General features: G+C 68.0%; 20 protein-coding genes. 6 read left to right on the top strand and 14 right to left on the bottom strand.

The genetic code is table 11. From position 1 onward, the window contains the following. Positions 1-5: 5 nt before the first annotated feature. Positions 6-170 (top strand): hypothetical protein, encoded by a 165-nt coding sequence (locus Q0Q02_RS10375; protein ID WP_293809108.1) that lies wholly within the window; start codon positions 6-8, stop codon positions 168-170. Positions 171-265: 95 nt separating this feature from the next. Next, the gene (locus Q0Q02_RS10370; RefSeq protein ID WP_293809106.1) at positions 266-589 is read left to right on the top strand and encodes a hypothetical protein; all 324 of its coding nucleotides are present in this window, start codon (positions 266-268) and stop codon (positions 587-589) included. Between the two features lie 10 nt (positions 590-599). On the opposite strand, the gene Q0Q02_RS10365 is transcribed toward Q0Q02_RS10370, so the two are convergent. Further along, positions 600-1,607: an aldo/keto reductase gene (locus tag Q0Q02_RS10365; RefSeq protein ID WP_293809104.1), complete on the bottom strand. Its 1,008-nt coding sequence runs from the start codon at positions 1,605-1,607 to the stop codon at positions 600-602. Positions 1,608-1,761: 154 nt separating this feature from the next. Between Q0Q02_RS10365 and Q0Q02_RS10360 the strand changes: the two genes are divergently transcribed. The 3 genes from Q0Q02_RS10360 to Q0Q02_RS10350 are packed head-to-tail and all read left to right on the top strand — an operon-like array spanning position 1,762 to position 4,861. Beyond that, positions 1,762-3,411 (top strand): flagellar hook-length control protein FliK, encoded by a 1,650-nt coding sequence (locus Q0Q02_RS10360; RefSeq protein ID WP_293809102.1) that lies wholly within the window; start codon positions 1,762-1,764, stop codon positions 3,409-3,411. Then, positions 3,408-3,701: an EscU/YscU/HrcU family type III secretion system export apparatus switch protein gene (locus tag Q0Q02_RS10355; protein ID WP_293809100.1), complete on the top strand. Its 294-nt coding sequence runs from the start codon at positions 3,408-3,410 to the stop codon at positions 3,699-3,701. Before Q0Q02_RS10360 ends, Q0Q02_RS10355 begins: the two co-directional genes overlap by 4 nt. Further along, complete coding sequence (locus Q0Q02_RS10350) at positions 3,698-4,861, top strand: GNAT family N-acetyltransferase (RefSeq protein ID WP_293809098.1); 1,164 nt, start codon at positions 3,698-3,700, stop codon at positions 4,859-4,861. Before Q0Q02_RS10355 ends, Q0Q02_RS10350 begins: the two co-directional genes overlap by 4 nt. On the opposite strand, the gene Q0Q02_RS10345 is transcribed toward Q0Q02_RS10350, so the two are convergent. Next, positions 4,794-5,792, bottom strand: coding sequence for a hypothetical protein (locus tag Q0Q02_RS10345; protein WP_293809096.1), 999 nt, complete (start codon positions 5,790-5,792; stop codon positions 4,794-4,796). The genes Q0Q02_RS10350 and Q0Q02_RS10345 overlap by 68 nt on opposite strands. A 95-nt stretch (positions 5,793-5,887) precedes the next feature. On the opposite strand from Q0Q02_RS10345, the gene mog reads away from it, so the two are divergent. Continuing rightward, positions 5,888-6,421, top strand: a complete 534-nt coding sequence (gene mog / locus Q0Q02_RS10340) for a molybdopterin adenylyltransferase (RefSeq protein WP_293809094.1) — start codon at positions 5,888-5,890, stop codon at positions 6,419-6,421. 142 nt (positions 6,422-6,563) lie between these two features. Here mog and Q0Q02_RS10335 read toward each other — a convergent pair whose 3' ends face one another. The 12 genes from Q0Q02_RS10335 to Q0Q02_RS10280 all read right to left on the bottom strand — a co-directional run bounded on the left by Q0Q02_RS10335 (position 6,564) and on the right by Q0Q02_RS10280 (position 17,828). Further along, positions 6,564-7,133: a glutathione peroxidase gene (locus Q0Q02_RS10335; protein WP_293809092.1), complete on the bottom strand. Its 570-nt coding sequence runs from the start codon at positions 7,131-7,133 to the stop codon at positions 6,564-6,566. 244 nt (positions 7,134-7,377) lie between these two features. Beyond that, positions 7,378-7,764, bottom strand: a complete 387-nt coding sequence (locus Q0Q02_RS10330; RefSeq protein WP_293809090.1) for a response regulator — start codon at positions 7,762-7,764, stop codon at positions 7,378-7,380. A gap of 10 nt (positions 7,765-7,774) precedes the next feature. Next, the gene (gene cheB, locus Q0Q02_RS10325) at positions 7,775-8,884 is read right to left on the bottom strand and encodes a chemotaxis-specific protein-glutamate methyltransferase CheB (protein ID WP_293809088.1); all 1,110 of its coding nucleotides are present in this window, start codon (positions 8,882-8,884) and stop codon (positions 7,775-7,777) included. Further along, positions 8,884-9,477, bottom strand: coding sequence for a chemoreceptor glutamine deamidase CheD (locus tag Q0Q02_RS10320; protein ID WP_293809086.1), 594 nt, complete (start codon positions 9,475-9,477; stop codon positions 8,884-8,886). The genes cheB and Q0Q02_RS10320 overlap by 1 nt, the downstream gene beginning before the upstream one ends. Further along, a complete protein-coding gene (locus Q0Q02_RS10315) occupies positions 9,474-10,352 on the bottom strand; it encodes a protein-glutamate O-methyltransferase CheR (protein WP_293809085.1) in 879 nt (292 codons plus the stop codon). Before Q0Q02_RS10315 ends, Q0Q02_RS10320 begins: the two co-directional genes overlap by 4 nt. Before the next feature lie 3 nt (positions 10,353-10,355). Beyond that, on the bottom strand, positions 10,356-12,170 hold the full coding sequence (locus Q0Q02_RS10310) for a methyl-accepting chemotaxis protein (RefSeq protein WP_293809083.1): 1,815 nt from the start codon (positions 12,168-12,170) through the stop codon (positions 10,356-10,358). Positions 12,171-12,235: 65 nt separating this feature from the next. Then, complete coding sequence (locus tag Q0Q02_RS10305) at positions 12,236-12,748, bottom strand: chemotaxis protein CheW (protein ID WP_293809081.1); 513 nt, start codon at positions 12,746-12,748, stop codon at positions 12,236-12,238. After that, a complete protein-coding gene (locus Q0Q02_RS10300; RefSeq protein WP_293809079.1) occupies positions 12,745-15,045 on the bottom strand; it encodes a chemotaxis protein CheA in 2,301 nt (766 codons plus the stop codon). Before Q0Q02_RS10300 ends, Q0Q02_RS10305 begins: the two co-directional genes overlap by 4 nt. Positions 15,046-15,064: 19 nt before the next feature. Beyond that, positions 15,065-15,424 carry a response regulator gene (locus tag Q0Q02_RS10295; protein ID WP_293809077.1) on the bottom strand — a complete coding sequence of 120 codons (360 nt, stop codon included), beginning with the start codon at positions 15,422-15,424 and terminating at the stop codon, positions 15,065-15,067. A 6-nt stretch (positions 15,425-15,430) separates the two neighbouring features. Further along, positions 15,431-15,712, bottom strand: coding sequence for an STAS domain-containing protein (locus Q0Q02_RS10290; protein WP_293795955.1), 282 nt, complete (start codon positions 15,710-15,712; stop codon positions 15,431-15,433). A gap of 120 nt (positions 15,713-15,832) precedes the next feature. Continuing rightward, positions 15,833-16,300 (bottom strand): response regulator, encoded by a 468-nt coding sequence (locus tag Q0Q02_RS10285; protein WP_293809076.1) that lies wholly within the window; start codon positions 16,298-16,300, stop codon positions 15,833-15,835. Between the two features lie 55 nt (positions 16,301-16,355). Continuing rightward, positions 16,356-17,828: a methyl-accepting chemotaxis protein gene (locus Q0Q02_RS10280; RefSeq protein WP_293809074.1), complete on the bottom strand. Its 1,473-nt coding sequence runs from the start codon at positions 17,826-17,828 to the stop codon at positions 16,356-16,358. Between the last annotated feature and the right edge of the window lie 20 nt (positions 17,829-17,848).

The following is a 17,848-nucleotide window of genomic DNA, read 5'->3' as shown; positions in this document are numbered from 1 at the left end:
CGGAGTTGCCGGCAGCGCTCGATCCGCATCCGATCGCAAGCTACTACGCCACCGTCCAGCAGGGCATGTCGATCCAGGCACGCGACGGAGCCTCCAGGCAGATGCTGGAGATGATCGTGCAGGGCGCAATGGCGGCCTGGGATGCGCTGACGATGCCGGAGACTGCCTGAAAGCGGTCGTTAACGCCTCGCTGAGACTGATTTCAGGCTTTCCTTGTCGTTGCGGCAGTTCGCGTCATCCTGCCGACAACCGGGAGACCGCTCTTATGCGCCGCATCGCTGCCGTCTTGTGCCTGCTCGCGACCGCCACCTTGCTGCCCGTTCAGGCCGAGGCGGCGAGGTTCCGCCTGGGCGGACGCAGTGCGGCGACACCCGCCAAGACCAGCCGCAGCATCGTCGTCGTGCCCGGCATCGCGGCCGGCGCGAACCGCGCGCAGGCTGCGACCAGCGAGCCGGAGCGTGTGCCCTTTCCGCCCGCGACCGCCCGGCGCGAGGAGCCCTTGCCGCTCCGCCTCTCCTCGAACAGCGAGGCCAGGAAGCCGTGGTGCCAGACGGATGTCGTGGTCGGCGGCTTCTGCATGATGAACTGACGGGCTGCGCTCAGACGCGGCTGACGCGCCCTTCCAGCGGATAGGCCGGGTCGCTGTAGCCCGGCGTCGAGGGGTGGCCCGCCGGCACCAGCCGGTCGATCAGCGCCTCGTCCTCCGCGTCGAAACCGACATCGAGCGCCGCGAGATAGGCCTCCCACTGCTCGAAGGTGCGCGGGCCGGCGATCGCCGCCGTGACGAAGGCATTGTTCAGCACCCAGCGCACCGCGAACTGGATCGGCGTCAGACCCTTCCGTGCAGCATGTTCCTTGATCGTCTGGGCGATGATCAGGCTCTCCTCGCGCCATTCCGCCTGCATCATCCGCCGATCGCCGCGCCCGGCGCGCGTGCCCTCGGCCGGCGCCTGCCCCGGCGCGTATTTCGCAGTGAGAACGCCGCGCGCCAAAGGCGAATAGGAAGCGACGCCCAGCCCGAAATAGCCGCAGGCCGGCAGGTGCTCGACCTCGGGCATGCGGTTCATCGCGTTGTAATAGGGTTGGCTGACGACGGGCCGGTCGATGCCGAGTTCGTCGCAGAGCCGGCAGATCTCGGCCAGCCGCCAGGCGCGGTAGTTCGAGACGCCGAAATGCCGGATCTTGCCCTGGCGGACGAGATCGGCGATCGCATGCACCGTCTCCGCCAGCGGCGTCGTGTGATCCTCCTTATGGAGGTAGTAGATATCGATCGTCTCGGTGCCGAGCCGGCGCAGGCTGTCCTCGCAGGCGCGCAGGACCCAGCGGCGCGATAGCCCGCCATGCATCGGCCCCTGCCCCATCGGATTGGCGACCTTCGTCGCCAGCACCCAGTCATAGCGATGGGCGGCGATGGCGCGGCCGGTCACTTCCTCGGATTGGCCCTCGTTATAGGCATCGGCCGTATCGATGAAATTGATCCCGGCTTCGCGCGCGCTGTCGATGATCCGACGCGAGGCCGTCTCGTCGGTCGGACCGCCGAACATCATCGTGCCTAGGCAGAGCGGCGAGACCTTGAGGCCGGAGCGGCCGAGACGGCGATAATCCATGGCTGACATCCTCGAACGGGGTGGCTGAGCCTGCCGCAGCGCGATGCCCGAGACCAGCGCCGATCGCGCAGGCGCGCCCTGCACAGAGCGGCCGCCCGGCAAGGAAATGCTTAATCTTTCGTGACAGGGTGATGCGTCGTCACATGGTCATCAGATGAATCTCGCCCAGCTCGTCAAGAGCCAGACCCTCGCCACCCTGCTGCAGGCGCTCGACGCAGGCGGAGAGCTGACGGCTGGCCGGACGGTGCAGGCCAGGCTCGCGTCGCTCGAACCGGACGGCACCGCGACGGCCACGATCGGCGAAACCAAGGTCGCGCTCGTCCTCGCAGGTCCGCAAGCAAGACAAGCGGCGTTGCAGCCGGGCGCGACGCTTCTGCTGCGCCTCGACCCACCCGAGCAGCCCGGCGGCGACCTGCGCGCCACGCTGGTCGAAGTGCGTCCGCCAACGGCATCGAGTTCCGGGCAAGCCCAGCTGCAAACGGCCCCGGCGCCTCAACCTGCACAGCCGGCCGCACCTCTGGCCTCGACAACGGCTTCAGCCCGGCCGAACCCGGCAGCGGTCCCCGCTGCTGCGCCACAATCTGCTACGACATCGGCACCGGCGGCCGCGCAGGCGGCGCATCCGCCCTCGCCAGTCGCAGTCCAGCAGGCCTTCCTCCAGCAAGCTCTGAAAACGCTGGGCCTGCCGGCGGCGCAGGCGGGCGCCACACCTCCGATTGGGGCTGGCTCCACATCTGCGAGCGCGACCGCCACCAACACCACCACGCCGGCAGCCGCCTCATCTCCTGCCGCTCCCGTGATTACGGCCGCAACCGCGCGGGCCGTCGCTGGCCCACTGCTCGGCCCGCTGCTGCAACGGCAAGACGGCCTCGCCCCGCTCTTCGCCAATCTGCGCGCACTGGCGCAGGGAACAATCTCGCTCGCCCTGCCCAAGACGCTGCCGCCGGCGATCCAGCAGGTGCTGGCCCAAGCCGTTCCGGCCGAACGGCAGGCGCCGTCAGCGGCAAGGCTGCAGGAGGCGTTCCAGGCCTCGGGGCTCTTCCTCGACATGCGGCAGGTTGCGGCGCTGCCAGCGCCTCGGCGGGGCGATCTCAAGGCCGACCTGCAGACGCTGCGCGAAACCCTGCTGCCGATCGTTGATGCCCTCTCGCCGGACCCGAAGGCCAGCCGCCATGAACATGGCAGTGTTCCGGGAGCGGATCAGCAGACCGACTCCGCCATCAACGACCAAACCGCACGCCTTGCCCCGCCGCGCCGGGACGGCCCGCTCGCGCCGCAGCCGGCCGTCGAGCCTTCGCTGACACCCGGCGAAAAGCCGCTCGCCATTGCCGAGACCCTGCTCGACCAGACCGAGGCCGCGCTCGACCGGATCAGGCTGACGCAATACGCCTCGCTTCCGCTGGAGCCTGCCCGGCAGGACGGCACGCAGCCGGCACAGCGCTGGCTCGCCGAGATCCCGCTCGCCTTCCAGCAGGGCATCACGATGCTGCCGCTCCAGGTCGAGCGTGACGCCCCCCGCCGCGACGCCCAGGGCGTGACCCCACCGATCTGGCGCATCCGCTTCGCGCTGGATATCGAGCCGATGGGGCCGCTCCAGGGCGTGGTCACCTTGCAGGGCCGCGATGTCGGCGTCTTGATCTGGGCCGAGCGCGAGGAGACGAGCCAGCTCCTGCGCGGCGCGGCGCCCGGCCTCGAAGGCGCGCTGCTCGATGCCGATTTCGCCAGTGGCGCGATCGACATCCATACCGGCCAGCCGCGCGTGATGCAGCCAACCGCCGGCCAGTTCCTGGACCGCCTGTCATGAGCGCGCGCCAGCCGCCCCGCATCGCCGTCGCGCTCGAATATGACGGGCATGGCGCCCCGCGCGTCACCGCCAAGGGCCGTGGCGAGCTGGCCGAGCGCATCGTCGAAACCGCCAGGGAGCACGATGTCGCGGTCGAGCAGAATGCCATCCTCGCGCAGGCCCTCTCGGCGGTGGAGCTCGACGACCAGATTCCCGAAGAACTTTACCGCGCCACGGCACAGGTGATCGCCTTCGTTCTCTCCCTGCGCGGCGAGTGGCGCCGACCGAACCGGGACGGCCATCGGTCTTGAGCACCATCGTCGTCAGGCGCCTCGGCTCCGCCGCTTACGCGGAGCTGGGGTCGGTTTTCGCGGAGCTCGCGCGCCATGCGCTTGAGCCCAATCCGCACATGGCCCCGGCCGCCGTCTCGGCTGCGACGATGCTCGTGCCGGCGGACGAGATCGTCATTCTGTGCGCCTGGCTCAGCGAGGCGCTCGATTTCGAGCAACTCGTCGGCGTCTGGGCTTTCCGGCGTGAGCAAGGCTGGCGCAGCGGCTTTGCCGCCGCCCTCGCCTCGCCGCTCGTACCGCTCTACGAAGTCTCGTCGCTGCCCGTGCTCGACCGCGACCATGCGGCGGAAGCGGCGCGGGCTCTGATGCGCTACCTCCTCGCCTCGCGCGATCTGCCGCACAGCCTGCTGCTGCCGCTGCTCCCGCTCGACGGCCCCTGCTACGTGGCCTTGGCCGAGGCCTGCCGCCAGACCGGCAGCGCGATCTCGACCTATGAGCGCTGGGTCCGGCCGGTGATGATCCCGCGCCCGGAGGACAATTTCGAAGCCTACCTCAGGCGCGCGCTCGGCTCTTCCTACAAGAAGCGCATGCAGCAGTTCCGGGCGGTGGCCAAGCAGGGCGCCCTCACCTTCCGGCGCAATCGCGGCCGCGGCGCGCTGGAGGCGCTCGACGCCTTCCTCACCCTCGAAGCCTCCGGCTGGAAGGGCGAGTCCGGCACCGCCATCGCCTGCCTGCCGGCCGACATCGCCTATTTCCGCCGCCTGGCCGAACTCTGCGCGGCCGACGACACCTTGCTGATCGACACGCTGCTGCATGACGGGCGCGCCATCGCCATGGGACTGCTGATCGATAGCGGCAACCGCCGGCATTTCCTCAAGATCGCCTATGACGAGACGCAAAGCCGCCACTCGCCCGGCCGGACCCTGACGATCGCCATGCTGCAGGCCGATTTCAACGGCACGCCCCCCGCCTTCTTCGACAGCGGCGCCGGCGAAGGCGTCGATGCCGGTACCTATGTCTGGGGCGAGCGCCGCGAGATGGCCAACACGATCATCCGCGTCGGTCCGGGCCGCACCGGCACGGCAGAGATCGCAGCCTTCGGCCGGATGTGGCTCAGGCGCCTGCGGGATGCCGCCCGAGCCCGATCCGCCCGAAAAGCCAGCGGCCGACCTCCGGCTTGAAATGCAGGGTGTCGAGCCAGTAGCGCGACGACGCCTTTCCCGGATCGAAATCCTCGAACGGATGCCCCGAGACGAGATCGTGAAACGGCAAGCCGCGCCGCGTGGCTAGCCTGGCGACATCCTGTCGCCAGGCAGCCAGCTCCGGTCCGCGGCCGCCTGCTTCGATGAGTTGCCTCTGCGCTGCGCTCATGGGCGACAGGACGATCGTTACATCCCGTCCTCGCAGTAGATCGAGCGCCCGCGCGAGATGAGCGAGGTCATCCGGCCTATAGACCATCGCGGCGATATTCTGCTCGCGTGTGATCTTGCCGACGAGCTCCGCATCGAAATCCGGCGTCGCCTTGTAGCCGTCGCGATGCCAGAGACCGGGCTCCGTCCGCAGCACTCGCCGCCCGCGCAGATTGTCGAACGCTTTCGGGTTGAGCACGACCGAAACCAGCGCCTCGCGGCGTCCTGACGCCGTCGCGAGCTTCCGGTCGATCGCTGGCGGCGGCGGCCAGGCCGTGAACATGAAATAGTCGAGCTCGATCACGACCCGCCTGACGCTGCCGACATCGACCGCCAGGGCCGCGAGCGTCGGCAGTTCCCGTGCCATCAGGGCGGAGATGCCGGCATTGTAGACCTGCCCCGCTGTGACGGAGACATCGCGCGGATCGAGGCCACGATAGACCACCGAGGAACCGATCAGGAGCGTCTGCGGCTTCAACCTGGCGATCTGGAGCGGCTTGATCAGGCGCATCTCGATATCGAGCAGGCGGCTTGCGCCGACCCCGTCGCGCGTCCAGGGCGGGTTGTCGCGAAACACCCAATAGGGATCGCGCCAGAGAGTCAGCCCGCCCAGCAGCCCGAGGATCATCACCACAGTTGCCACGAAACTGGCGGCAAAGCTGCGGGGGTTCGAAGAATGGGGCAGAGCGGCGGCGAGGCGCATGGCGCTGCGCTAGCAGATCGTCCGAATGCTGGCGAGCCTGCTTGACCGCCCATCCGCCCCGCCGATACAGCAGCCCTGCCCGCAGGAGAGAACCGATGAGCGCGCCCGCCCGGATTGGAATCGTCACGGTCTCCGACCGTGCCTCGGCTGGCATCTATGCCGATGAGGGCGGCCCGGCCATCGATGCCTATTTCAGGAAAGTCCTGACCTCGCCCTGGGAAGCGGTCGCGCGCGTCATCCCGGACGATCGCGCGACGATCGCCGGGACGCTGCGCGATCTCGCCGACACGGAAGGCTGCTGCCTGATCGTCACCACCGGCGGCACTGGTCCAGCTCCTCGCGACGTCACGCCGGAAGCGACCGAGGATGTCGTCGGGAAGCCGATGCCCGGCTTCGGCGAATTGATGCGCCAGGTCAGCCTCGCCAAGGTGCCGACCGCGATCCTCTCACGCCAGACGGCGGGCATCCGCGGCAAGTCGCTGATCGTCAACCTGCCGGGCCGCCCCCGCGCCATCGCCGAGTGCCTCGACGCGGTGATGCCGGCGATCCCTTATTGCATCGACCTGATCGAAGGGCCCCGGCTCGAAACCGACCCGGCTGTGATCGCGGCGTTCCGGCCGAAGAAGTAAGGGCATGTCATGCTCGGGCTTGACCCGAGCCTCTCTTGCCGGACGTAGCCAAGCTCCTTGGATCAAAAAGCGCGGGTCATCCCGGATCTTCGCTTCGCTCCGTCCGGGATGACCCGCACTTTTTACGTCAGAATGAGGCGGCCTACCCCGCCGCCAGTTCCCGCCCGATCGCCTGCACGAGCTGCGGCGAAAGCGGATCCGTCGCAGACGAAAAGCCGCCGAGCAGCGCGCCATCGCGGCCGATCAGGTATTTGTGGAAGTTCCAGCGCGGTGTGTCGGCCGGCTTCTCCGAAGCGGCCCAGCGATAGAACGGATGCGCCTCGGGACCGCGCACCACGGTCTTCTCCACGAAGGCATAGGTCGCACCATGGCTCTGCCTTGCAGCCTCTGCAATAGCGGCACCGTCGAGCGGCTCCTGCCCGCCGAAATCATTGCTCGGCACCGCGACGAGCATGAGCCCACGCGTCTGGTAGCGCTGCCAGAGCTGCTCCAGCGTCGCCATCTGCCCGGCATAACCACAGCGCGTCGCCGTGTTGACGACGAGGATCGGCCGGCCACGATAATCGGCGAGCGGCAGGCGGCCTCCGCCCGGCTTGTCGAAGCCAAAGGCGTGGGCGCCCGTCAGAGCCTGCGCAGCAGCCTCGCGAGAGGCGAAGCCGGCAGCGGCGGCTCCGGCGATGCCCGCCAAGATCAGACGACGCGAAGGCTGCATTGCTTCTCTCCGGTGCGACAACGAGCCGGCGCATCATGCCCGAAAGCAGAAAGCCCCGCAGCCGGCCGGCGCGGGGCTTCGCTTCACGATGGCGAGACCGATGTGATTAGCCCTCATCCTGAGGAGCAGCCGCTGGCTGCGTCTCGAAGGATGCTTCAGAAGGCTCCGGTGTCCTCTGGACCATCCTTCGAGACGCCGCTGACGCGGCTCCTCAGGATGAGGGCTGAGGGTTTCCGGCCTCTCCTCAGCAGGCCAGAACTTTCTTCACCCGCACCTCGAGGTCACGCAGTTCGTAGGGCTTCACGACGTAGTGGTCGGCGCCGTTGGTGGTCGCCTCGTCCATCTTGTCGACCGAGCGCTCCGACGTCGCCATGATGATCTTGATCTGGTTGAGTTCCGGCACCGAGCGGATGGCGCGCAAGAGGTCGATGCCGCTCATCCCTTCCATGTTCCAGTCGAGCAACAGCAGATCGTAGCGCTTCTGCTGCATCTTCATCAGGGCCTCGCGGGCGTTTTCCGCCTCGTCGATATCCTGGAACTCGATCTGCTTGAGGAAATAGGTCGCCAGGCCGCGCATGCTCTTCTGGTCGTCGACCACCAGGATGCGGTATTCGCTTCTGGCCTTTGACATCACAATCTCCTTACGCGGTGCGCAGGTTCGGCCGCTCGCCGATCAACTGGCTGACCGCGGTACCAATCTGGGTCAATGGAACGACCCTCTCGGTCGCTCCCAACTCGTAGGCCGCTTTCGGCATCCCGTTTACCACGCAGGTCTCCCCGCTTTGGATTAACGTCTCGGCGCCGGCTTTGCGCATGGCTAACAAACCGTCTGCGCCGTCGCGCCCCATGCCGGTGAGCAGGATGCCGACGGCATGGCTGCCGACGCTGCGCGCCACCGAATGGAACATCACGTCGACGGAAGGCGAGTGACCGCTGACCAGCGGCCCCTCGCGCAGCGTGCACACGAACTCGCCACGCCGCTCCTCGATCTCGAGATGGCGCGGACCGCCGGGCGCCACCACGGCCATGCCCGGCCGCAGCCTGTCGCCATCGACGGCTTCGCGGACATCGAGCCCGGTCGCGGTCGCGAGCCTTGCCGCGAACTTCGCAGTATAGCCCGGCGGCATGTGCTGAACGACGACGATCGGCAGCCTGAGATGCGCAAGGTCCCGCATCACCGTCTGCACCGCCGGAACGCCGCCGGTCGAGGCGCCGATCGCGATCAGCGAAGTCTTGCCGCTGCGTGCCGGCTCCCGCGGCGGGGCCGCGGCCGGGCGGGCCGGTGCGGCGGCGGCCATCTGCGTCATCTGCCGCGCGGCGGCAATCATCTTGCGGCTGGCCGCGGCGCGTTGCAGCGCCGCGACGAGATGCTTCATGAAGCCGTCGAGCGTATGGGTCGTGCCATCGGGCTTCTCGATGAAGTCGATCGCCCCGAGTTCCAGCGCCTGGATCGTGTTGTCGGCGCCCGGCCCGCCAAAGGCGGAGACGATCAGCACTGGCAGCGGGTCCTGCTTCAGCACGCGGGCCAGCAGCTTCAGGCCGTGCCGGCCGGGCAATTCGAGATCGAGCGTCACGACATCGGGCCGGAGCTCCTGGATGGCGTCCCAGCCCTCCTCGGCGCTGCCAGCGACGCCGATCACCTCGAAGCCGGGCGCAGAATTGATGATCTGCGTCATCAGCTTCTGCATCAGCACGGAATCGTCGACGACGAGAACCTTGACCGTGGCGGCGGAAGACGTCGCGACAACCATCACCAGACCTCCACTTCACCGGCCACCGGCTGCGTCTTGAGCCGGTTGAGATAGGCGATTTCCTGCTCGTGGCCGCTGTCGCGCGCGGTCGGCTGGACATGCTGCACCCAGGCCCGGCCCGTCGCGGGCTGGTAGTGGATGCGCCGCGAGCGCGTACCGCCGACATCCCGCGAGACCACCGGAATGCCCTCGACCTTCAGGAACTCGTTGACGAAAGCGATATTGCCGTCGCCGATCGCGAGCATCGTCGCGCCCGAGAGCACGCGCGCACCGCCGAAGACCTTCGCCTCGAAATTGCTCCGCTTGGCGCCGCGCTTCAACAGGTCGTTGATCAGCACCTCCATGGCGGTGTCGCCATAGCGCTCGCCGGCGCTGGTATCCGAGCCGCCATTGTTCTTGGGCAGCAGGAAATGGTTGAGGCCGCCAACGCCCGCGACCGGGTCGCGCATGCAGACCGAGACGCAGGAGCCGAGCACGGTCGCGACGATCTCGTCCTTGGCGGAGGTGATCTCATGCTCGCCCGGCGCAACGGTGATGATCGTCGCCTGGAAGCGTGGGTCGAAGTAGCGACGGGAGGACCGGGAAACGCTCATGCAGTCCTCTCGTAGATGGTGCGGCCGATCAGGCGCAGTTTCGGATGCGGTTGCGGCAGCGATTCCGAATGCCCGAGATAGAGGAAGCCGCCGGGCGCCAGCAGCGCCACGAAACGGTCGAGGATCGAGGCCTTGGTCTGCGTATCGAAATAGATGAAGACATTGCGGCAGAAGATCACGTCGAACGGGCCGCTCATCGGCCATTTCTCGATCAAGTTGAGCCGCTTGAACGCGATCATCCGGCGCAGTTCCTCGCTGATCCGGGCCTCGCCCCGCCCGGCTCCACCTTCGAGCTTGAGCAGCGGCTTCACGTCGCCCGGCAGGCGCTCGAACAGCTCCGCCGGATAGATCCCGGCCTCGGCCCGCGTCAGGATGTCGGTGTCGATATCGGTCGCCAGGATCTTGAAATCGACATCGCTGCGCGGCCCCATCACGTCGCGGCAGGAAGCGGCAATCGAATAGGGCTCCTCGCCCGATGAACAGGCGGCCGACCAGATGCGGATGCGACCTCGCCGGCCCGCGCGCTCCTGCAGCAGGCGCGGCATGACATCCTTGCGCAGATGGTCGAAATGGTGGCGCTCGCGGAAGAAAGCGGTGTGGTTGGTCGTCACCGCATTGATCAGCTCGGGCAGTTCGCCCGCCGCCTGCGGCGTCTTCAGGAAGGCGCAGTATTCCGCGACAGAGCTCATGCCGAGCGCCTTGACGCGGCGCGCCAACCGGCCGCGCGTCATCGCCTCCTTATGCTCGCGGATGACGATGCCGGCCTGCTCATAGACCAGCGTCGCGATGAACTTCATGTCGTCGCGCGTCAGCGTGACGTCGGCCATGGCGGGCTGGGCGAACGCGAAGGGATTGGGCGAGGCAGGTCTGTTCATCTCTCAAATCCCCATGCGGCCACCGGCGGCGACGCGGCGCGGCTGCGGCTGCGGCATCGTCCGTGACGGCTGCGCGGCGACCGGAACCGTGCCGCGCCGTGGCGGCAAAGCGCTGCCGGCCGCGGCATGGCCGCCGCTGAATGCTTCGATCGTGGCGTGCAGCGCCGCCGCCTGTTCGGCGAGTTCGGCTGCTGCTTCGGCGCTGCGCCCGGCCAGATCGGCGTTCTGCCTGACACCCTTGTCCATCTTCGCGACACTGCGGCCCATCTCGCCGGCACCTTGCGCCTGCTCGGCCGTCGCCACGGAAATCTCCGAGACGGTCGTCGAGACCTTGCCCGCCGCGGCGACGATGCGCTCCAGCGCCTTGCCGGTCTCGCGGACGAAGCCGACGCCCTCGGCGACCTGCCCGTTCGACGAAGCGATCAGCCCCTTGATGTCCTTGGCAGCCTGCGCCGAGCGCTGCGCCAGCGAGCGCACCTCGGAGGCGACGACCGCGAACCCCTTGCCGGCATCGCCCGCGCGCGCGGCCTCGACGGCGGCATTCAGAGCGAGCAGATTGGTCTGGAAGGCGATCTCGTCGATCACGCCGACGATCTCGGAAATCTTCAGCGACGAGTTTTCGATGCGTTCGATCGCGCCGACAGCGCGAGTCACGACGCCCTGCCCCAGCTTCGCGACGCTCATCGTCTCGCCGGCGATGTCGCCGGCTTCGCGGGTGCGGAGGCTGCTGCGCCCGACCGAAGCCGAGACCTGCTCGGCCGCGGCCGAGGCTTCACCGAGATCGGCAGCCGCCCGCCCGGCGCCCGCAGCAAGCTCCGCCGTCGCCGCATCGACCTCCGCCGCGGCATGCGAAACCCGGTCCGCGCTGTCGCGGATGGTCGCGAGCGTCGCGCCGACATGACTGAGCGCCTCGTTAAGGCTGTCCTGAAGAAAGCCGAGGCTGCCCTGATGGGTCACCGGGATGCGCCGATCGAAATCGCCCTCCGCTACCCCCGAAACGGCATGCGCCATCTGGTCGAACGTGCCTTCGAGCAGCGCGTTGATCCGATTGAAACCCTTGACCGCATGGCCGAGCGGCAGCGGCTGCCCTTCCGACGACAGGCGACGTGAAAAGTCGCCGGCCTCAGCCGCCTCGACCAGCGCCACGATCTCGGCGGCGAGCTTGAGATCGCCGGTCATCTCGCGCCATTCCACCGCGGTGCCGAAGCTGCGGCCGTCGCCACGCGTGATGGCGGTCAGCGTCAGGCAGATCGTGCGGCGGCCGAGCGTCAGGCGCACAGGCTGGCCGCTGAGCGGCTGGTGCTCGCCCTGCACACGCTCCATGACGCGGCCGAGCATGTCCTTGGCCGAGCAGCCGGGGAAAGCGGCGCGGAAATCCTCCTGCGCCTCGCCGAAGAAGCGCAGCAGCGCCTTGCTGACATAGACGACACGGCCGGCGGGATCGCAGAGCATGACACTCGCACGGCCATGATCGAGCGCGGCACGCAGACGTTCGGCTTCCTGGCCCTGCTCGTGGATGCTTGCGAGCGCGCGCGACAATTCCGCGCCTTCACCTGAACCGGATGCATTAGGGAATGCGATCTCCCCGCCCTCGGCCATGCGGGCAGCCGCCGCAGCGCTGCGCGCGAGCGGGCGGGTCGCGCCCCAGGCGGCGAGGCCGCCGAGCAGCGCGACCGCCGCCACTGCGGCCGCTCCCATGGCGGGAGCGCCGGCGGCAGCGGCATAGGATGCCAGGCTGCCGGCAAGTGCCGCCGAGCCGGCGGCGAGCAGCGGCTGGCTGACCGAGAGACGTGAGAAGGGGCCGAGCGCGCTGCCCATATGGTTCGATCGTTTCTTGTTCTCGCCCGCTTCTTGAACGCTACGCTCGGGCTGGTCTCAGAAGGTCAGGCGGCCCGGCTGGTCTTGATCTGGGCCTCGGCGCCGCCGTCGCGGATCACCGCTGCGAGGTCGAGCAGTGCGACGATATCGGTATCGAGCAGGACGAGGCCTTCGATCAGGCCATGCTCATCGCGCTCCAGATCCGGCGCCGGACGCACGGCGGTGACCGGTACGTCGACGATGTCCGAGACCGAGTCGACCAGCAGGCCGGCGGTCTTGTCCTCGACATCCACGACCACGATGACATGGGTCGCGGTAGCGTCGGTGGCGCCAAGCCCGATCGCGGTGCGCAGATCGTAGACCGCGAGGATAACGCCGCGCAGGTTGAGCACGCCGCGCACATGCGGGGCCGCATGCGGCAGCGGCGTCGTCGCCTGCCAGCCCTTGATCTCGCGGACCATGCCGACATCGATGCCGAAGGTGCGGTCGCCGACCTTGAAGGTCACGATCCGGCGCGCAGCCGCTTCCGGCTGTGCAGACGAGAAGTGCTTTTCGCCGAGTTGGAGGGTCATGGTCATCCAGCCATCTTGAGGTCAGATTGAGGGGGACGGCTGCCGGACGCGGCAAGCCGCAGCATCGAATCGATATCCAGGATCAGGGCGACGAGGCCGTCGCCGAGGATCGTCGCCGCCGAGGCGCCGTTGACCGCGCCGTAATTCGCCTCGAGGCTCTTCACGACGACCTGCTGCTGGCCGACGATCTCGTCGACGGCGATGCCGACATTGTTGCCGCGCTCGGTCTCGGCGATGATCACGATGTTCTCGTTCGTGGTGCCCATCGAGCCCATCACGTCGCCGAGGCGATAGAGCGGGGTGACCTCGCCGCGCCAGCGCAGGACTTCCTGGCCGAAGGGCAGGCGCTCGATCGGCGTCGAGGCGAGATGCTGCGTCTCGATCACCGAGGCGATCGGGATGACATAGCGGTCGTCGCCGCAGCGGATCACCATGCCCTCGAGCACGGCGAGCGTCAGCGGCAGGGCGAGCGTGAACTTGCAGCCCCGGCCCGGCTCGGAGTCCACCGAGATACGACCGCCGAGCGATTCGACGTTGCGGCGCACGACGTCCATGCCGACGCCGCGGCCCGACACGTCGCTGATGACCTCCGCCGTCGACAGGCCGGCGGCGAAGATGAGCTGGTCGATCTCCTCCGGCGCGAGCCTCTCGTCGGCGCCGACGAGGCCGCGCGAGCGCGCCTTGGCCAGCAGGCGATCGCGGCCGATGCCACGCCCGTCATCGGTGACGGAAATGACGATGCGGCCGGCGCGGTGCTCGGCGATCAGCTTGATCGTGCCCTCGCGCGGCTTGCCCGCGGCAACACGCTCGTCCGGCGTCTCCAGCCCGTGATCCATCGAGTTGCGGATCATATGGGTCAGCGGATCGGCGAGTTCCTCGATGATCGTCTTGTCGACCTCGGTGTTCTCGCCTTCGAGCACAAGGCGGACTTCCTTGCCCAGCGTCTGGGCGAGTTCGCGCACAAGGCGCGGCATGCGCTGGAACACGGCCTTCACCGGCTGGGCGCGCACGGCCATGACATGGTCCTGCAATTCGCGCGTCTGGCGCGAGAGCGTCAGCATGCCCTCGGCGGTCTTGGCGTGGACGTCGTAGGGCAACGAGCGGACGCATTCGACCAGCATCGACTGGGTTATGACGATCTCTCCGACGAGGTTCATCAGCTTGTCGATGCGGTCGAGATCGACACGCACGCTGACGGCCTGGCGCTGGCGTGTCGAGGCATCGGCGGCAGCCGGCGCGCGCGGCGCCGTGCGGGCGACGGCAGGCGTCTCCACCGCAGCGACGGGCGCTGAGGCGACGACCGGGACCGGCTCAGGCTGGATATCGGGCGCGTTCGCCGCTTCCGGCGCCGCGCCGAGCTTGGCGAGGATCGCGGAGAGATCGGCAGCAACCGCACTGGAGACTTCCGGCTCGGCTTCCGGTGCTTCGGCGGCCTGCGGTGCCTCGGCCACAGCTTCCTCGGGGAAGTTGATCTCGAATTCCTCGTTGGCGAGGCTGAAATCGAAGCGGCCGTGCAGGTCCTCGACCGACAATTCGGTGCGCAAGGCCACATCGAAGCGCAACCAGCAATCGCTGACGTCGAGGCTTTCGAGCGACGGCACCTGGCTGAGATCGCAGCGGATCGAGACGACGTCCTCGGACGGCAGCGAGCCGAGCACGACGCGCGGCTCGATCACGCGGCGGAACAGGTCCTGCTCGGGCATGATGCGCAGATGCACGTCGCGACCGGGCTTGCCGGCAGCGGGAGCCGGCATCGGCGCGGGCTCGTCGTCCCAGCCATCATCGGCGGCGGCGGGGGCCGCCGTCTTCGCCTCGACCATGGCGAGCAGATTGCCGAGCGCAGCAATGCCGGGAGGTGCGTCGTTGTTGGCTGCGACGGGTTCCGCAGCGGGCGCAACCGGAGCCGGCGGCGGCGCGGCGGCAGGCGCCTGCGGCTCTTTGCCGACCTGCTCGAGTGCAGCCAACAGGTCGGGGCGCTCGGTCGCGGGCTCATCGTTGCGCGCGGCGGATACGAGATCGGCCACGGCATCCGCGCAGCGCAGGAACAGCGTGAACGGCGCATCCTCGATGGCGACGCGGCCGGACCGCAGATGGTCGAGCGAAGCCTCGAAGACATGCGCGAAGCCGACCAGCTCCGTGCAGCCAAAGGCGCCCGCGCCGCCCTTGATCGAGTGAATGGCGCGGAAGGCGGCATTGACGTCCTCGGAATCGACGGAGCCCTCGTCGAGAGCCTGGAGCTTCTGCTCCAGCGCGCCGAGGAGTTCTTCGCATTCCTGGAAGAAGGTCTGCTTGAGTTCTGCCAACGGATCCATCGGCCTACCTTCAGTTCTGGTAGCGCGCGACGAGGCCGAGCAGCGTGTTGGGTTCGAAGGGCTTGACCATCCAGGCGCTGGCGCCGGCGCGGCGGCCCTCCGCCTTGATCTCGGCGCCGTTCTCCGTGGTCAGCACGATGATCGGCGTGTTCTGCCCGGTCGGGCGCGAGCGGCAGGCGCGGGTGAACTCGATGCCGTCCATGATCGGCATGTTGAGATCGGTGATCACCAGATCCGGGCGGAACTGGTCGAACTTGTTGAGGCCGTCCTCGCCGTTCTCCGCCTCGGTCACTTCATGCCCGGCATTGCGGAGCGTCAGGCTGAGCAGGCTGAGCAGGGTCTTGGTATCGTCGATCGCCAGGATTTTCATACCTGATCACTCCAGAACGAGAGCGCTGTGAGCGGCATCGAAGCCGATCGCCCGCATGGATTCGCGGCATTCCTCGGAAGCCGCCTTGAGCGTGACCGAAAGCCCCCGCGCGGCGGCGCTGGTGGCTGCGGAGTGAAGAAGCTGGATCCAGAGGCTGGGTAGCGGCCCTGCTTCGGCGCATTCGACGGCGATACTTTCCCGCTGCTCCAGCGCCACCAACAACTGGTTGCGGAACGTCGCGGCCTCGGACCGGCCGAGGAAAGGAGGAAGCGAAACGGTGATGACCATGAAGGGCGCCCAGGATTGCGCCTGGAGCATCGCGTCGAACTGGTAAAAACTTCGCTAAATGTGGCGGCGCCCATCAATACTCTTGGCGCTTTCGAGGCGAAGGGCGCGCCCGCCCAACAGTCAGAAGATGGCGTTGCTGATCGCGCGGGGCACCAGCGTGATCTTGCCCTCCGCTTCCCGGTATTTGCGGGGGACGTTGATCACGCCCGACAGATGCAGCCAGAGGTTGTTGGGCGAGATCGGCTTGGTGACGATCTCATGGGCGCCGAGCTTCGCCGCCTGGACGACCGAGCGCCGGTCCGGCCGCTCCATCATCACCAGCACGGGCGCCTTGGCGAAGGGCGAGGTCTTGAAGGAGCGGATCGAAGCCAGGCACTTGACGCTGTTGCCCTCCGGCATATCCCAGTCGAGGATGACGATGTTCGGCTGCTTCTGGATGAAGGTCGCCGCCGCCGAGGAGAGATCGGACGCCTCGAAGATGCGGTTGAGCTGCGCCTGGTACAGCATCGTGCGCACGATCCGGCGGTAATGCGGGCTCGGATCGATGAGCAGCACCGACAGGTTGGGAAAGGATGGCGCTATATGCATGGCGCTGGCTCAGGAACTCGCTTACTCAACTCGACAAATGGCACATGGCCGGCTGCTAGACCTTGAGCCCGAAGCGGAAGGCGCCCCAGTGACGCCCTTTCACCATGATCGGAGCAGACAGGTCCTCCATCACCAGGAACTGGCCGCCGCCCATGTCGCGCCGGTAGCTCTGCAGCAGGAACGGTTTGCGGTTGCGCGCGGCGGCCAGCCCCGTCCTGTCGTCGAAGAGGCGCCGGTTGCGGCAATTGGCGTTGTTCCAGACCGGGTCGTGCCCCTGAGGCAGTGAATATTTGCGGTTATGCGTCGGCAGGAAGCCGTTGCGATCCACCGCCGCGCAGAACACGATCCGCCCGTTCGAGGCCAGGAGCTCCTCCTGCAGCGGCGGCAGAAGCCGATCGGTCAACGCAACGAAGCGGGTCATGTGCTGGATCGGGTTCGAGCCCGTGAGCGCTCGATAGGCCTCGTCGAACAGGTCGGCGAGCGTGAGTTCGCCGCGTGCCAGCGCCGCCTCGAACATCTCTCCGATGGTACCGGCGGTCTCCATCGCGGTCGCGATCAGCGCCGACTGAGCGGTGCGCACGCCAGATGCAGCAATCGAGCCGAGGATGCCCTCGCTGATCGCCACCAGTGCCTCGGTGCGCTGCCCGGCCTGCTGGAGATTGTCGGTGGAGGCATCGACCCCGCTGACCAGCGCAGCGAGGTCCTGCCCCGCCTTGGCGCAGGCGTCCGCGTTCTCCCGCGTCGGCCGCGACACCGCCTCGATCTCGCCGATCAATTCGACAACAGAGCGGCCGAAGCTGTCGAACTCACCGATCTGCTGCGAAATATTCTGGCTGCCGGCCTGGGCGCGCTGCGCGGTCTGGGCATTCTCCTGGCTGCGCCTGGCGACGGCGTCGACCGCCTTGACCAGCAGGTCGAGCTGGGCTGCGCTCGCCGCCGTCGCCTCGCGGGTCTGTTCCGCCAGGGTCTTTACGGCAGCGGCGATGACCGCAAACCCCTTGCCGGCCTCGCCGCTACGCGCCGCCTCGACGCCGGCATTGATCGACAGGAGCTGGATTTCGCGCGTGATCGACTGGATCGCATCGCTCGACGCCCGCGCCTTGTGCGCATCGCCGACGGCCTGCGCCAGCACTTGCGACATCGACTGGGCTTCCTGCGACAGGGTCTCGATATCGGCTTGCGCCGCATTGAGCCCGAGCCGCATCGATTTCGTCACGCGTTCGAGGCCGTTGCGGACGCCTGAAGCCGCCGCCTGAGCGCCCTCGGCCGCCTGCCGGATCGCGTTATTGGCCTGCGACACCTGCTCGACCGCCCCGACCACGCGACGCAGGCCCGCCGTCTGCTTGTCGAATTGCTGCGTCACGTCGCCGACGCGGCCGGCGATATCGGTGATCTCGGCGCTGAGCTTGCCGAAACGGGCGGCGATCTCGCGCACCGCGCGCTCAGCCCCCGCCCCAGCCGACTCTCCGGCAAGGTCCGGCATCACCTCGCGAACGGGGAGATCGAGCTTGCGAGCCAATGCATGCATGCGGGGGCGCCCCTTCAACC

The sequence above is a fragment of the uncultured Allobosea sp. genome, assembly GCF_945956895.1.
Taxonomy (GTDB): Bacteria; Pseudomonadota; Alphaproteobacteria; order Rhizobiales; family Beijerinckiaceae; genus Allobosea.
Note: the sequence above shows the minus strand (reverse complement) of the source record. Positions and strands in the feature narration are given on the sequence as shown.

Coding starts and splice junctions, on each gene's coding strand:
- Q0Q02_RS10365 (WP_293809104.1), bottom strand. CDS start 1,607: ATGGATTATCGCCGTCTCGGCCGCTCCGGCCTCAAGGTCTCGCCGCTC.
- Q0Q02_RS10345 (WP_293809096.1), bottom strand. CDS start 5,792: ATGCGCCTCGCCGCCGCTCTGCCCCATTCTTCGAACCCCCGCAGCTTT.
- Q0Q02_RS10370 (WP_293809106.1), top strand. CDS start 266: ATGCGCCGCATCGCTGCCGTCTTGTGCCTGCTCGCGACCGCCACCTTG.
- Q0Q02_RS10290 (WP_293795955.1), bottom strand. CDS start 15,712: ATGGTCATCACCGTTTCGCTTCCTCCTTTCCTCGGCCGGTCCGAGGCC.
- Q0Q02_RS10335 (WP_293809092.1), bottom strand. CDS start 7,133: ATGCAGCCTTCGCGTCGTCTGATCTTGGCGGGCATCGCCGGAGCCGCC.
- Q0Q02_RS10305 (WP_293809081.1), bottom strand. CDS start 12,748: ATGACCATGACCCTCCAACTCGGCGAAAAGCACTTCTCGTCTGCACAG.
- Q0Q02_RS10315 (WP_293809085.1), bottom strand. CDS start 10,352: ATGAACAGACCTGCCTCGCCCAATCCCTTCGCGTTCGCCCAGCCCGCC.
- Q0Q02_RS10285 (WP_293809076.1), bottom strand. CDS start 16,300: ATGCATATAGCGCCATCCTTTCCCAACCTGTCGGTGCTGCTCATCGAT.
- Q0Q02_RS10310 (WP_293809083.1), bottom strand. CDS start 12,170: ATGGGCAGCGCGCTCGGCCCCTTCTCACGTCTCTCGGTCAGCCAGCCG.
- Q0Q02_RS10320 (WP_293809086.1), bottom strand. CDS start 9,477: ATGAGCGTTTCCCGGTCCTCCCGTCGCTACTTCGACCCACGCTTCCAG.
- cheB (WP_293809088.1), bottom strand. CDS start 8,884: ATGGTTGTCGCGACGTCTTCCGCCGCCACGGTCAAGGTTCTCGTCGTC.
- Q0Q02_RS10355 (WP_293809100.1), top strand. CDS start 3,408: ATGAGCGCGCGCCAGCCGCCCCGCATCGCCGTCGCGCTCGAATATGAC.
- Q0Q02_RS10280 (WP_293809074.1), bottom strand. CDS start 17,828: ATGCATGCATTGGCTCGCAAGCTCGATCTCCCCGTTCGCGAGGTGATG.
- Q0Q02_RS10295 (WP_293809077.1), bottom strand. CDS start 15,424: ATGAAAATCCTGGCGATCGACGATACCAAGACCCTGCTCAGCCTGCTC.
- mog (WP_293809094.1), top strand. CDS start 5,888: ATGAGCGCGCCCGCCCGGATTGGAATCGTCACGGTCTCCGACCGTGCC.
- Q0Q02_RS10330 (WP_293809090.1), bottom strand. CDS start 7,764: ATGTCAAAGGCCAGAAGCGAATACCGCATCCTGGTGGTCGACGACCAG.
- Q0Q02_RS10360 (WP_293809102.1), top strand. CDS start 1,762: ATGAATCTCGCCCAGCTCGTCAAGAGCCAGACCCTCGCCACCCTGCTG.